This is a genomic window from Escherichia sp. MOD1-EC6300, from assembly GCF_002965045.1.
Taxonomy (GTDB): Bacteria; Pseudomonadota; Gammaproteobacteria; order Enterobacterales; family Enterobacteriaceae; genus Escherichia; species Escherichia coli_F.
In genome coordinates, this window is record NZ_PTRH01000008.1 from 14,562 (window position 1) to 29,714 (window position 15,153).

Below are 15,153 nucleotides of genomic sequence, written 5' to 3' on the forward strand. Positions count from 1 at the left end.
AACTTTATGCTGTGGAAAAGCGTCGGCACTGCTTTTGTTGCAGCAAACTTGCGTTTTTTGTGAGGGTCACACTCTATAGCGGCAGTTTATGGTACAAAGTATCAATCTTCTTCGAACCAGTGATACTCCTATGGCTTATAGCATCGATATCATCTCCTGCATTACCGAACGATTTATGGCGTTAACAGCCACTGAAAAGCGTATCGCACAATTTATTCTTGATGACGTCTCTGCCGCAGTAGAGTTGCCAATTGCTGAGCTGGCACGGTTAACGCAAACCAGTCAGGCGTCGGTGACGCGTTTTGCCCGTGCACTGGGGTGCAAAGATGTCCGCGAGTTGAAAGTCAAACTGGCGCAGTCACTGGCTGTCGGGCAGCGGTTTATTCTCGATGTACCGGATCTTGACGGTGTTCAGGGGATCTACGAAGCGATTATTAGCGTGCTGGAAACGCATCGTCGTTCGCTGGATATGAATGCCATCAGCCAGGCTGTAAGCTGGTTAAGTCAGGCGCGGCAAATTCTTGCGTTAGGAACTGGCGGCGGTTCCACTATCTGTTCACAGGAGATTCAGTACCGTTTATTCCGTCTGGGGCTACCGGTGGTCAGTCAGAATGATGCCCTGATGATGAGAATGATGTGCTCGGCAGTGATGCCGCAGGATGTGGTGATTGTGCTGTCGCTGGGCGGTTATACACCGGAAATCATCGAAAGTGCGGCAATCGCCCGTCAGTATGGCGCGCGTGTTATTGCCATTACGCCAGCACAAACACCGCTGGCGGAACAGGTGGATCTGGTATTGCCGTTACTGGTTCAGGAAAGTGATTACATCTTTAAGCCCACCCCTTCCCGCTACGCGATGTTAGCCATGGTCGATGTACTGGCAACAGAACTGGCAATGGCAAATAAAGCGCAGGCGAAAGATCGCCTGCGGCGGATAAAACTGGTGTTAGACAGCCACCGTGGGGGCGCTAACCGCCAGCCACTTGGCGATTAGCATTGTCGGTTATGCTTCTTCAGGTTTGGTGATCACGACACTCTGGTTTTCACGCTCATTGGTGATAATAGCCAAAGCTTCTTCCCGGCTGACCTGACTTGCTGGCGTTACCAACGTCACCAGTACGCCAGCGACCAGGCTGCCCAGCACTGACGGAATACACGGGTTACCCCAGTAAGCCAGCCAGTCGGCATTCATCAGCACCACAATTGACATCACCATACCGCTCACTAACGCCGCCAGCGCGCCCTGCCAGTTAAAGCGTAGCCAGAAGCGACCGAGAATCGAGCAGATAAACAGCCCGGACATCAGCATCGAAATCATTTTGGTAATGTAGCTGATGATGTCATTAGAGGTCAGAGCAAAGACCAGCGCCAGGCCAATAACAAAGGTCAACATCCAGCGTGAGTAAGTAATGGCCTTGTCCTCCGGCGGCATTCTGCCGGTAATCATGGTGTAGACGTCGCGCATCATAATCGCCACTGCCGCAATGGCATCAGAACTGGCAGAAGACATGGTGGCAGAAAGCCCGGCAATCAGCACCACCAGCCCAAGAATGGCAGGTAAGAAGCTGGTCGCGAACAAGAAGGCATAGTTACTGTTTTCCAGATTCGGGTTCATGGTGAACGCCGCCATGCCGATAATGGCAGGCAGAATCGAGAAGAACAGATACAACACGCCAGTAATAACAAATGAACGCCGTACAGAGGGAACGTCTTTTCCCGAGTAAATACGCTGGCGATAAGATGGTGTGGCCAGTACGCCGACACCAATAACCAGCGCCAGCGAAAGCGCAGGCAGCACGCCCATTTTATCAATCGCAAACAGGCTCATCGCTTTTGGGTCCATCGCCTGTTCAATCGCACTCCAGCCACCAACGTGAACAACGGCAAGAATAGCCATTAATATAAAGCCAAAGAACAGAATTAGGGCCTGAATAGTATCTGTCCACACTACCGCCGAATAACCGCCGATAATAACGTAAATCGCAAAAGCTAAGGCAATAATTAATTTTGCCACCGTAAGATCAATACCTGTCGCCCAGGCAAGATACATACTGCCACCTAATATATGCGCTCCCAGCCAGCCAATAGAGGCAATAAATATCATCAGGCCGACAATATTTTTAATTAAATGGCTGCCGCCAGTATAATAAGATATTTCTTCACTCATGGTCATAAAACGTAATTTACGTACCGGTGCAAACAGCCACGCCACCAGTAATATACCTACGGCCCCACCGACGCCATAAAGCATTCCGGCCCAGCCATTGCTGTAGCCAAAGCCCACTGCGCCCATACTGGAACCCGTGCCAACCATCGTGGCAACGGTTGACCCCAGCGTCAGAAACAGCGGCAGCGAACGCCCGCCCAACAGAAAATCTTCTCCGCTTTTCTGATTACGAGAAACAAACCAACCAAGCCAAATCATGGCGATGGCATAAATAATAAAGCCGACTAAAAAGATATGACTGTTCATAATTCACATCCTGCCAGTAGAGAGAGAATAATGTAAGAGTTCCCGGAGTGCTGAATGTATTCAGCACTCAATTGCGGTCTGTTTTTTTAATTCTTAAATTTATTAGCGGGTCGCGTTATAACAGGTCACATCGACTTCGACTTTACAATCGACAACCAGATCAGCCACACAACAAATACGTGCAGGCGGATTCTCGCCAAAAAATTCTCTGAATACTTTATTAAATGACTGGAAATAGCGGGCGTCGGTCAGGATCACTTTCACGTGAACCACATCCGCCAGGCTATAACCGGCTTCAGTCATGATGTCGACACAGTTTTGGATCGCCAGTCGTGACTGTTCAACGATTCCGCCTTCTACCACTTCACCGTTTTTCATGGGTGTTTGCCCGGAGACGTACAGCCAGCCGCCCGCCTCAACCGCCCTGGCAAAAGGCAAATGCTGCCCGCCAGTGCCTGTTCCACCTTCCGTACCGTAACGTTTAATGCTCATATTCACTCCTTAATGTGAGGTCTGCCGGCGCAGGAAGCGTCCCGCACGGCCTGTAATATGTTTATCGCGACCATAGCTCATAACGCCGTTCACCATCACCGCCTCAATGCCATCTGCCGGGCGTTTGGGATCAGAAAAGCTGGCAACATCACGAATGGTTTGTGGATCGAACAACACCAGGTCCGCAAAATAACCGACTTTCACCAGTCCACGCTGGGGCAGGCGAAAACGGCTGGCAGAAAGCCCGGTCATTTTGTGGATAGCCGTGGTCAGTGGGAATAAGCCTTCATCACGGCAATAGTGGCCCAGCACACGAGGGAAGGCGCCCCATAAACGTGGATGCGGCATGGGATCATTGGGCAGGCCGTCAGAGCCAATCATACTGACCGGATAACTCAACACTCGGCGGACGTCGCGCTCGTCCATGTTGTAATAGATAGCCCCGGCAGGCATTAGCAGCTTCGCGGCCTCCAGCATACTCATCTGCCAGTCGATGGCGATTTGCGCCAGTGTTTTCCCGGCCTGCTGCGGATGTGTTTGTGACCAGGTGATCATAATATCGAATTCGTCGGTGACTTGTTTGAGATCCAGCGTTGAAGAGCTGGCTGAGTAAGGGTAGACATCGCAGCCAATTTCCTGGTGTTGACGCATTTGGTCAAAAAAGGCCAACGTTTCTTTTGTCCGCCCCCAGTTTTTCGCCCCGGCGCATTTATGATGGGAAACCACGACAGGCACTTTGCCATGACGCCCAATACGAAACGCCTCATCCAGGGCATCGAGAATCGGTTCAAATTCAGAACGCAGGTGGGTGGTATAAACGCCCTTCTCACCGGCTAATTCTTCCGCCAGCGCCATGACTTCTTCGGTAGTCGCCTGAAATGCTGTGGCATAGGCCAGCCCGGAACTTAACCCCAGCGCCCCCTGACTCAACGCCAGACGTAAGTCGGCGCGCATGGCGGCAATTTCATCCGCCGTCGCCGGGCGAAACAGGTCGTCCATATGGTTATTACGCAGCGCCGTATGACCAATCAGCGTGCCAACGTTCAGTGACGGCCTGGCTGCTTCCACTGCCTGGGCATAGCTTTCAACGGTAGGATAAATAAAGTGCTCCGCTTCCCCCAACAGATTCATCGGGTCAGGAACTTCACCTTTCATTTTCGCCGACGCCGCACTGATCCCGCAGTTACCGACAATCACCGTAGTGATCCCCTGACTGATCTTTGGCAGATATTCCGGGATGCGAATAACGTTGATATCGTCATGGGTATGAACGTCGATAAACCCTGGTGCCAGCACCCGCCCTTCCCCGTCAATGACCTGCTGCGCCGTAGCGTTAAGCGCAGGGGCAATATCGACAATCCGATCACCTGTTATTGCCACGTCACCGCGAAATTCAGGGCCGCCGCTACCGTCGATAACGGTCACATTTTTGATTAACCAGTCAACCTGCATGTTCGTCACTCCATTTCTGCAATGGTGACAAGTTAACCATTTACAAGGACGAAAAACAGTGGAAAACTACGCAAAACCCAGATGATTTTCTGATACTTTTATTCATAAACTATAAGATAAATAAACTAAATATTTATATTTCATTTAGTTACAAATGATACTCACATCCGATACGGTGAAAAACTTAAAAGGTAAATGTTATGAAATACCACTCAGAACCTCTGGTTCCCCATAAATCGGCCCTGATGCAAATGCCCGCAAATCTCCTTGCCGAAGATGTCTGTTTACCTGCCGCGATCATTAAAAAGCAGGCCCTGGAGAACAACATTACGTGGATGCAGCGTTATGCTGACGCGCGCGGCGTTTCGCTGGCACCGCACGGTAAAACCACCATGACGCCGTGGATTTTTCAGGCGCAGCAGGCAGCTGGTGCCTGGGCAATAGGTGTCGGTAGCGCATGGCAGGCTGGTGCGGCAATGGCGAGCGGTATTCAGCGAGTGCTGATGGTTAACCAGCTGGTCGGCAAGGCGAATATGCAGTTGATTGCCCAGTTGCAACGACATTACCCGACGGTCGATTTTATCTGCTGTATCGACAGCATTGAGAACGCCCGCGCTTTGTCTGCCTTTTTTGCCAGTCAGCAACAGACACTGAACGTGATGATTGAGTTGGGTGTCCCCGGCGGACGCTGTGGCTGCCGCTCAACGGATGCCGCACTGGCACTGGCTAAACAGGCGGCCCAATTACCAGGGCTACGTCTGCGCGGGCTTGAGTTATATGAAGGTGTTTTACACGGTGACGATCCACAACCGCAGGTAGAAGCACTGCTGCGGGATGCCGCACAACTGGCCTGTGATATGGCAAGTCTGGTTGATGGCGAATTTATTCTCACCGGAGCAGGCACGGTCTGGTATGACGTGGTGTGCAATATCTGGCTGGCGGCAGAAAAGCCTGATAACTGCCGCATTGTTATTCGCCCTGGCTGCTACATCACTCACGACACCGGGATCTACGACGCGGCACAACAACAGTTGCTTGCCCGCGATCCTGTGGCCTGCGATCTGGCAGGCGATCTCACATCTGCGCTGGAACTGGTCGCCATGGTGCAATCGGTGCCGGAAGCTGATCGTGCGGTGGTAAATTTTGGTAAGCGTGATTGCGCCTTCGACGCCGGACTGCCGCAACCAGTCGCCCACTACCGCAACGGCAAATCACTGGCATTTGATCCACAGGCGATTCGCAGTACAGGCATTATGGATCAGCACTGCATGTTGCAACTGTCAGCTAATAGCGACGTGCAAGTGGGGGATATTCTGGTGTTTGGCACATCGCATCCGTGCCTGACCTTCGACAAATGGAAAGCGTTGTTATTGACTGATGACGACTACAACGTACTGGCGGAATTAGACACTCTCTTCTAAGAATACCCCTTCGGTTAATTATCGAAGGGGCATTTTTATTGTGATCTCAATCACATATCCACCCGACGAATAATTCTTGCCCAACCGCTCACCGCCATTCCTGACCGCTTACGTCCCAAATATAACCACTCAGTTATTTACCTTACTTTACGCGCGCGTAACTCTGGCAACATCACTGCAGGATAGCGGTCAATTTACCTCCTCAAACGCAACGCAAACCTAGAACGGCTTCGGCCAACTATTAATCAATACATGCCAGGTTTTACTATGGATACTAAAAAGATATTCAAGCACATACCCTGGGTGATTCTTGGAATCATCGGTGCATTCTGCCTCGCGGTAGTTGCATTACGTCGGGGGGAGCACGTCAGCGCCCTGTGGATCGTGGTCGCCTCTGTGTCGGTGTATCTGGTGGCTTATCGCTACTACAGTCTGTACATCGCCCAGAAGGTGATGAAACTCGACCCCACGCGCGCGACGCCTGCGGTTATTAACAATGACGGTCTGAACTATGTTCCGACCAACCGTTACGTGTTGTTTGGTCACCACTTCGCCGCTATCGCCGGTGCGGGTCCGCTGGTTGGTCCGGTTCTCGCCGCGCAGATGGGTTACCTGCCTGGCACACTGTGGCTGCTGGCGGGGGTAGTGCTGGCCGGTGCGGTACAGGACTTTATGGTGCTGTTTATCTCTTCTCGCCGTAACGGCGCATCTCTCGGTGAGATGATCAAAGAAGAGATGGGGCCAGTACCGGGGACTATCGCGCTGTTTGGCTGTTTCTTAATCATGATCATCATCCTCGCCGTTCTGGCGCTGATTGTGGTTAAAGCCCTGGCCGAAAGTCCGTGGGGGGTCTTCACCGTTTGCTCAACCGTACCGATTGCGCTGTTCATGGGTATCTACATGCGCTTTATCCGTCCGGGGCGTGTAGGTGAAGTCTCTGTTATTGGTATCGTGCTGCTGGTTGCCTCTATCTACTTCGGTGGCGTGATTGCTCACGATCCGTACTGGGGTCCGGCACTGACCTTTAAAGACACCACAATTACCTTCGCACTGATTGGCTATGCGTTTGTTTCCGCACTGCTGCCGGTGTGGCTGATCCTCGCACCGCGCGACTATCTGGCAACCTTCCTGAAAATCGGCGTTATCGTCGGCCTGGCGCTGGGTATCGTGGTGCTGAACCCGGAACTGAAAATGCCTGCGATGACCCAGTACATTGACGGTACTGGCCCGTTGTGGAAAGGCGCTCTGTTCCCGTTCCTGTTCATCACCATCGCCTGTGGTGCGGTATCTGGCTTCCACGCGCTGATCTCTTCCGGTACAACGCCGAAATTGCTGGCTAACGAAACCGACGCGCGTTTCATTGGCTACGGCGCAATGCTGATGGAGTCCTTCGTGGCGATTATGGCGCTGGTTGCTGCGTCCATCATCGAACCGGGTCTTTACTTCGCGATGAATACCCCGCCTGCGGGCCTTGGCATCACCATGCCTAACCTGCATGAAATGGGTGGCGAGAACGCGCCGATCATCATGGCGCAGCTGAAAGACGTTACCGCACACGCGGCAGCGACTGTCAGCTCCTGGGGCTTCGTGATTTCGCCAGAGCAGATCCTGCAAACCGCGAAAGACATTGGTGAGCCTTCTGTCCTGAACCGTGCAGGTGGTGCGCCGACGCTGGCGGTAGGTATCGCTCACGTGTTCCACAAAGTGCTGCCGATGGCTGACATGGGCTTCTGGTATCACTTCGGTATTCTGTTCGAAGCCCTGTTCATCCTGACCGCGCTGGATGCGGGTACCCGTTCTGGCCGCTTTATGCTGCAAGACCTGCTGGGTAACTTCATCCCGTTCCTGAAAAAAACCGACTCTCTGGTTGCCGGCATCATCGGTACTGCGGGCTGTGTGGGTCTGTGGGGCTACCTGCTGTATCAGGGCGTGGTCGATCCGCTGGGCGGCGTTAAGAGCCTGTGGCCGCTGTTCGGTATCTCCAACCAGATGCTGGCAGCCGTAGCGCTGGTACTGGGCACCGTTGTGCTGATTAAGATGAAGCGCACCCAATACATCTGGGTGACTGTTGTTCCGGCTGTATGGCTGCTTATCTGCACCACCTGGGCGCTGGGCCTGAAACTGTTCAGCACCAACCCGCAGATGGAAGGCTTCTTCTACATGGCAAGCCAGTACAAAGAGAAGATTGCTAACGGTACTGACCTGACGGCACAGCAGATTGCCAACATGAACCACATCGTTGTGAACAACTACACCAACGCGGGTCTGAGTATTCTGTTCCTGATTGTGGTGTACAGCATCATCTTCTACGGTTTCAAAACCTGGCTGAAGGTGCGTAACAGCGACAAACGTACTGACAAAGAAACTCCGTACGTTCCAATCCCGGAAGGCGGCGTGAAGATCTCTTCGCACCACTAACCGTGTTTAGCCCCGCTTCGGCGGGGCTTTGTTCTTATCAGAGTGAACTATGTTTGGTAACTTAGGACAGGCAAAAAAATATCTCGGCCAGGCGGCGAAGATGTTGATTGGCATTCCAGACTACGACAACTACGTCGAGCATATGAAGACCAACCATCCCGACAAGCCGTACATGAGCTATGAAGAATTCTTCCGCGAACGCCAGAACGCGCGCTACGGCGGCGATGGTAAAGGCGGTATGCGCTGTTGTTAATGGAGAGAGCATGAACCCGATTGCAGTTACCCTACTCACCGGTTTTTTAGGCGCAGGCAAAACCACCCTGCTGCGCCATATTCTTAATGAACAGCACGGCTACAAGATTGCCGTGATTGAAAACGAATTCGGCGAAGTCTCCGTTGATGATCAACTGATTGGCGACCGCGCCACGCAGATCAAAACGCTGACCAACGGCTGCATCTGTTGTTCGCGCTCCAACGAGCTGGAGGACGCGCTACTCGACCTGCTGGATAATCTCGACAAGGGCAATATTCAGTTCGATCGTCTGGTCATTGAATGCACCGGCATGGCCGATCCCGGCCCGATTATTCAGACCTTTTTCTCCCATGAGATTTTATGCCAGCGTTACCTGCTGGACGGCGTGATTGCGCTGGTGGATGCGGTACATGCCGATGAGCAGATGAACCAGTTCACCATCGCCCAGTCACAGGTTGGCTACGCCGACCGCATTCTGCTGACCAAAACCGACGTCGCAGGCGAAGCAGAAAAACTGCGTGAACGCCTGGCACGCATCAACGCCCGCGCACCGGTCTACACCGTCACCCACGGCGACATCGATCTGGGCCTGCTGTTCAACACCAACGGTTTTATGCTGGAAGAAAACGTCGTCAGCACCAAACCGCGTTTCCACTTTATCGCGGATAAACAAAACGATATTTCGTCGATTGTGGTAGAACTGGATTACCCGGTAGATATCAGCGAAGTTTCCCGCGTGATGGAAAACCTGCTGCTGGAGTCGGCGGATAAACTGCTGCGTTACAAAGGGATGCTATGGATTGACGGCGAACCAAATCGCCTGCTGCTCCAGGGCGTCCAGCGCCTCTACAGCGCCGACTGGGACCGCCCGTGGGGCGATGAAAAACCGCATAGCACGATGGTGTTTATCGGGATTCAGCTGCCGGAGGAAGAGATTCGGGCTGCGTTTGCGGGGTTGAGGAAGTAAAATTTCACATTTTTCTTAAGCCGGAAGATATATATACCCCACCGGCTTAAGAAAGTGCAATTCTCTTATGAAACATCACGAAATACACAGGTAAGTTCTTTAGGACTTGCTTTCCATATATGGTCAAAGCCACTCGACAGCATGACTTCTATTTTTCCTTCCGGACTTTCAATTAGTAAATAGCGATCATGGCAGTTTGTATATTTGGGATTTGTAGTGATTTGCACACTCCATTCAGGATGGATACAATGAACAAAATTACTATTTATTTTACTTCCGTTTTGGACTGCAGCGACACCTACTGCGATTTCTGAAAATTCAATAACAAGCTCTTTTCTAGGTAGTACGGAATGAAATAAGCTGCATGTATTCTCCCAATTCTGTGCAAAGTAATTATCGCATATAATTACTTTTTTTGCATTGCAACATAGCATTTCCAGATACTTTTTTAAATATATTCTATTATCTGTAGGGCTTAATGTAACGGTAACTTGATTATTAACCATACCTTTTTTATAATGTACAAAGGGAAGTGATAAATTATCATTCTCAGTAAGGATTATTTTCAACAACGATTTAGATGCTAAAGTAACAAGATCATCATCACTTTCAGGCTGACTTGCTAACATAGATAAATATTGTCGATATTCTAACTCCGGCATCTTCAATCCTAAATTTCTTGCCTCAATCCATTGCCTTTTGTTAGTTAAATAAGGTAGTACTAGTTTTTTATGTAATCTCTTCACCTTATTCTTATCATCCATATTTTCATATGCAACTAATAAAGATGTATCAAGAACCATTTGATAAGACATTTCTTTACCTCATCTTCATCAAATCATCTAAGGTTGCATCAAAAAAACCTAAAGGGAATCCCGTAACATTCTCTTGCAGATCGGTAAATTTCCCACCTTCATTAACTCTCATCGAGATAAAATCTTTATCCACATCAGGTTTATAATGTACAGAAATATCCTCAGAAGTTATAACATCTTCATAAACCAAATACGCAAGTTTATTGATTAAATGTTCACAATGCGTTTCTACAATAATCTGGATACCCTTACTTGCTACAAATGCTAAAAAAATTGCCAAATGAGACTGCGCTTTCGGATGCAATTGAATTTCGGGATTTTCTAGCAAAATAAGATCGCCTTTTTTTGCCATCAAACAAATAATCAAAACCTTTGCAATATAACTCATCCCAGCCCCAAGATTAAGAGGAGAAACATTTCCTTCAAGCTCTTTTAAGGTAAAAGCGACCTTAATCTGGTCACCAACTTTTTCAGTAACTAATTCAGACGTCGTTCCTGTAATCAGTTTCAACCAATAAGATAATTGATATGCAAGTGTTGTAGATTCGTGAACTTTCACCAGATATTCAGGTACTGGCAAATGTTTCATTTTATCAAATGTTGAAAACAAGAATTCTCCTGCAACACCTACTCGACGTTCTGCGGTGGGCACAAATTCTTGTGCCCCCAAGCGGTTGGCATTCAGATAGAGCAACTCAGGTTCACTACCAGGCACTCTTGGCTCGTATTGATATCCCAGACGACTATCAATTTCGATATTTTCTGAGTTGAGCGTTAACGAATGAGAATTTTTTTCTGTATCCTGGACTGTTATAACAATAGATTTTGCGTTATTTTTTTTATTTCTAATAACAGGAAAATCAGCTAGAAATCGGATAACTTCTTCCATACTATACTGATTAACAGAAGCGCTATTTTTAATTAGTAACATCAATGCCTGAATAACGCTGGATTTACCAGAAGAGTTAGTTCCAGTTAAAATGGTCAGTGGTGATAACACCAGACTTGTTGAGCCTAAACTTTTAAATCCTTGAATGTTAATATTTGTAAGCATTTTTAATCCTTTCCATTATTTCCTTCGCAAAATCAAAACGCATATTTACATATTGTGTTGTATCAATTGCACCAGAAAAAATACCAATCTCATCAAAATTATACTTGTATTGTTCAATAAGCTGTTTTAATTCAATATTTTTTGATAAAAATTCAAAACTTATCTGACTGAATACCATAACTAACACTTCGAATAATCCCATATTCACTGGTCGCCTTTTAGCACCTGATTTTGTTGAAAATCTAAATGCTTCTGAACCCAACGCTTTATAGACATTAGTCATACCAGTTATACAAGCATCTTCAACTTCTTCCAGTAACTCATCATCAGCTTTTGTATTAATGAATTTCATCGCAGATGCTAAAAAAGCATCAATATCAGACCTAAATTCAACACCTGGCATTTGATTTGTTACAAGCAAATAAAATCCTACGAACCGCAAAACCAGATATCTGTCTCGCATACGCTCAGATTTTACGCCATTACCTGTTGCAAGCCTGAAAGACTCGTGTTCAGCGAGATCCTTAATTAACTTTGTGGCCTTGCCTTGATAAAGAGCATGCCGCATTTCCTGTTTATTTAGATTAATACCACTTCGATTTACACGCTCAAAAATATTAAATTTCACATATTCAGGTGTTGGGGGTTGAATCACATAAGAATGTAACTGGCAATCTTCAAGCTTTGCTTGTAATAATGGAGGAATATCAGAAAATTTTTTTCCTCTCAAGTCAGGCAACATAGATAAATCAGTTAAAGAAAATTCATTGTTAACATAGCGTTTCAATGCAGATATTCGTTGTTTGCCATCAATGATTTGCCTGACACCATTTTCATCCTCAAAAAGATAAATTAATGGAATAGGAATCCCCATTAAAATAGATTCAATTAATTCTGACTGGTGTTTTCTATCCCAGACAAGTTTACGCTGAAAATCTGGAGCAAGAACCAGTTGCCCACGAGCTTCGCGACGGAGTAATTCGAAAACACTGGATTGCTCTTTTGCAATTCGAACCTCAGTATCTGTCCCCATTTGATGCGGATGAGATGTTAACTCAAGCTCTTCTTGATCTTCGAGTTCAATGCTGTCGTTTTCTACATCCGCATTACTCATGGTAAAATTACCTTTAAAAATTTATCGAATTATTTATTCATAAAAATAGGGCGCTGAATCAAAATTTCAGCCCCTTAATCAACATGAATTATACCCTAACTTCCTTCTTGACTGCGACCTTCACTGCACCATTATGCGAGTTATCTCCAGAACATAATGCTCTCATACCGCCCTAAGTCATAGCCAGGCTATTGATTTTATGTACAATCAGAATCGTCCTGATAAAAGCGAGAATACCCCATGGCGGAACTGAACCTAAGTAACCTGACGGAAGCAGACATCATTACCAAATGCGTTATGCCAGCCATTCTCAATGCAGGCTGGGACAACACAACGCAAATCAGACAGGAGGTCAAACTCCGGGACGGTAAAGTCATCGTACGTGGTAAAGTTGCGGCACGCAGAACGGTAAAATCTGCTGACATCGTGCTGTATCACAAACCAGGCATTCCCTTAGCCGTGATTGAAGCAAAAGCCAACAAACATGAAATTGGCAAAGGGATGCAACAGGGCATTGAATATGCGCGCCTGCTGGACGTTCCTTTTGTTTTTGCCACCAACGGGGATGGCTTTATCTTCCGCGATGCCACCGCAGCCGAAGGTGAATGCCTTGAAAAGCAAATAACGCTGGATGACTTCCCCTCCCCCGCTGAACTCTGGCAAAAATTCTGCCTCTGGAAAGGATACACACAAGCTCAGCTTCCGGTGATTACTCAGGACTATTACGACGATGGCAGCGGTAAATCGCCACGTTATTACCAGCTTCAGGCAATCAACAAAACCATTGAAGCCGTCTCCAACGGGCAAAACCGCGTTCTGTTGGTCATGGCGACCGGAACAGGGAAAACCTATACCGCATTCCAGATCATCTGGCGCCTGTGGAAATCAAAAAATAAAAAACGCATTCTGTTCCTTGCCGATCGCAACATTCTGGTCGACCAAACCAAAAATAATGATTTCCAGCCATTTGGTACGGCAATGACCAAAGTCAGCGGACGCACCATTGATCCCGCTTATGAAATTCACCTCGCGCTCTATCAGGCTATAACTGGCCCGGAGGAAGACCAAAAAGCGTTTAAACAAGTCGCACCAGATTTCTTCGATCTGATAGTCATCGACGAATGCCATCGCGGCAGCGCATCCGAAGACAGCGCCTGGCGAGAGATCCTTGATTATTTCAGTTCCGCCACCCAAATTGGCTTAACCGCCACGCCAAAAGAGACGCATGAAGTCTCCAGCACGGATTACTTCGGCGATCCGGTTTACGTCTACTCGCTAAAAGAAGGGATCGAAGACGGCTTCCTCGCCCCTTATAAAGTTGTCCGTGTTGATATTGATGTTGATCTGCAAGGCTGGCGCCCAACCAAAGGGCAAACTGACTTAAACGGCGAAGTGATCGACGATCGTATCTATAACCAGAAAGATTTCGATCGCACGATGGTAATCGACGAACGCACAGAACTGGTTGCCAGAACCATTACCGACTACCTCAAGCGCACCAATCCGATGGATAAAACCATCGTCTTCTGTAACGACATCGATCATGCAGAACGTATGCGCCGCGCCCTGGTTAATCTCAACTCGGAGCAGGTGAAAAAGAACGACAAATACGTCATGAAAATCACCGGCGATGATGAAATTGGCAAAGCTCAGTTGGATAACTTCATCAACCCGAAAAAACCGTACCCGGTTATCGCGACCACTTCAGAGCTGATGACCACCGGTGTGGATGCTAAAACCTGCAAACTGGTAGTACTGGACCAGAACATCCAGTCGATGACCAAATTCAAGCAGATTATCGGTCGTGGTACACGCATCGACGAACGTTACGGCAAACTCTGGTTTACCATCCTCGACTTTAAAAAAGCCACCGAACTGTTTGCCGATGAGCGTTTCGATGGCATTCCCGAAAAAGTCATGGATACCACACCAGAGGATATCACCGATCCAGAATCTGATTTTGAAGAGAAACTCGAAGAAATCAGCGAACATGACGACGAACAGGTAACGGGCGTTGATGAACCGCCTGCGCCACCATACCAGGTTACCGATACCGATGATGTCGGCCCACTTCCGGAAGAAGACGAGAAGAAAATCCGCAAGTTTCACGTCAACGGTGTCGCGGTGGGCGTTATTGCGCAGCGTGTTCAGTATTACGATGCCGACGGTAAACTGGTTACCGAATCTTTTAAAGATTACACCCGCAAAACACTGCTCAAAGAATATGCCTCGCTGGATGACTTTACCCGCAAGTGGCAGGACGCCGATCGCAAAGAAGCGATCATTCACGAGCTGGAGCAACAGGGGATCATCTGGGAAGTACTGGCAGAAGAAGTCGGTAAAGATCTCGACCCGTTCGACATGCTTTGCCACGTAGTGTATGGTCAGCCGCCGTTAACCCGCAAAGAGCGCGCCGAGAACGTGCGCAAGCGGAACTACTTCACAAAATACTCTGAAGCAGCGCAAGCCGTGCTCGATAATCTGCTGGATAAATACGCCGATGCGGGCGTACAGGAGATCGAAAGTATTCAGGTGCTGAAACTTAAACCATTCGACAGCATGGGCACTTTACCGGAGATTATTAAAACCGGATTTGGCGACCGTAACGGGTATAATCAGGCGCTCAGCGAGCTGGAAAACGAAATCTACCAATTACCGCCCCGCTCTGCTTAACAACTCTCTTTTGCGCCTTCT

The 15,153-nt window shown here is 48.4% G+C and carries 12 protein-coding genes; 6 read left to right on the top strand and 6 right to left on the bottom strand.

The annotated features are described in order from the left end of the window. The first annotated feature begins 130 nt into the window (after nt 1-130). Nucleotides 131-994 (top strand): MurR/RpiR family transcriptional regulator, encoded by an 864-nt coding sequence (locus BGE37_RS13570; protein WP_000331734.1) that lies wholly within the window; start codon nt 131-133, stop codon nt 992-994. Between the two features lie 9 nt (nt 995-1,003). Here the strand turns inward: BGE37_RS13570 and BGE37_RS13575 are convergent, their stop codons facing one another. The 3 genes from BGE37_RS13575 to BGE37_RS13585 form a co-directional block, all read right to left on the bottom strand. Further along, nucleotides 1,004-2,473 (bottom strand): sodium:solute symporter family protein, encoded by a 1,470-nt coding sequence (locus tag BGE37_RS13575; RefSeq protein WP_001084236.1) that lies wholly within the window; start codon nt 2,471-2,473, stop codon nt 1,004-1,006. 102 nt (nt 2,474-2,575) lie between these two features. After that, nucleotides 2,576-2,965 (bottom strand): RidA family protein, encoded by a 390-nt coding sequence (locus BGE37_RS13580; protein ID WP_000023754.1) that lies wholly within the window; start codon nt 2,963-2,965, stop codon nt 2,576-2,578. Nucleotides 2,966-2,974: 9 nt separating this feature from the next. After that, nucleotides 2,975-4,417, bottom strand: a complete 1,443-nt coding sequence (locus BGE37_RS13585) for an N-acyl-D-amino-acid deacylase family protein (RefSeq protein ID WP_105288094.1) — start codon at nt 4,415-4,417, stop codon at nt 2,975-2,977. Between the two features lie 200 nt (nt 4,418-4,617). On the opposite strand from BGE37_RS13585, the gene BGE37_RS13595 reads away from it, so the two are divergent. From BGE37_RS13595 to yjiA, 4 genes are all read left to right on the top strand, one after another. Further along, nucleotides 4,618-5,838, top strand: coding sequence for an amino acid deaminase (locus tag BGE37_RS13595; RefSeq protein WP_105288095.1), 1,221 nt, complete (start codon nt 4,618-4,620; stop codon nt 5,836-5,838). Between the two features lie 267 nt (nt 5,839-6,105). Beyond that, on the top strand, nt 6,106-8,256 hold the full coding sequence (gene btsT, locus BGE37_RS13605; protein ID WP_001314407.1) for a pyruvate/proton symporter BtsT: 2,151 nt from the start codon (nt 6,106-6,108) through the stop codon (nt 8,254-8,256). A gap of 49 nt (nt 8,257-8,305) precedes the next feature. Beyond that, nucleotides 8,306-8,509, top strand: coding sequence for a YbdD/YjiX family protein (locus tag BGE37_RS13610; protein WP_000467859.1), 204 nt, complete (start codon nt 8,306-8,308; stop codon nt 8,507-8,509). A gap of 10 nt (nt 8,510-8,519) precedes the next feature. After that, nucleotides 8,520-9,476 carry a GTPase gene (gene yjiA / locus BGE37_RS13615; protein WP_105288096.1) on the top strand — a complete coding sequence of 319 codons (957 nt, stop codon included), beginning with the start codon at nt 8,520-8,522 and terminating at the stop codon, nt 9,474-9,476. 65 nt (nt 9,477-9,541) lie between these two features. On the opposite strand, the gene BGE37_RS13620 is transcribed toward yjiA, so the two are convergent. The 3 genes from BGE37_RS13620 to BGE37_RS13630 are packed head-to-tail and all read right to left on the bottom strand — an operon-like array spanning nt 9,542 to nt 12,459. Further along, the gene (locus BGE37_RS13620; RefSeq protein WP_105277256.1) at nt 9,542-10,291 is read right to left on the bottom strand and encodes a hypothetical protein; all 750 of its coding nucleotides are present in this window, start codon (nt 10,289-10,291) and stop codon (nt 9,542-9,544) included. Nucleotides 10,292-10,295: 4 nt separating this feature from the next. Then, complete coding sequence (locus BGE37_RS13625) at nt 10,296-11,345, bottom strand: AAA family ATPase (protein WP_105277255.1); 1,050 nt, start codon at nt 11,343-11,345, stop codon at nt 10,296-10,298. Next, nucleotides 11,329-12,459, bottom strand: a complete 1,131-nt coding sequence (locus BGE37_RS13630; RefSeq protein ID WP_105277254.1) for a DUF262 domain-containing protein — start codon at nt 12,457-12,459, stop codon at nt 11,329-11,331. The genes BGE37_RS13625 and BGE37_RS13630 overlap by 17 nt, the downstream gene beginning before the upstream one ends. Before the next feature lie 240 nt (nt 12,460-12,699). On the opposite strand from BGE37_RS13630, the gene hsdR reads away from it, so the two are divergent. Further along, the gene (gene hsdR / locus BGE37_RS13635; protein WP_105277253.1) at nt 12,700-15,132 is read left to right on the top strand and encodes an EcoAI/FtnUII family type I restriction enzme subunit R; all 2,433 of its coding nucleotides are present in this window, start codon (nt 12,700-12,702) and stop codon (nt 15,130-15,132) included. Nucleotides 15,133-15,153: the final 21 nt, after the last annotated feature.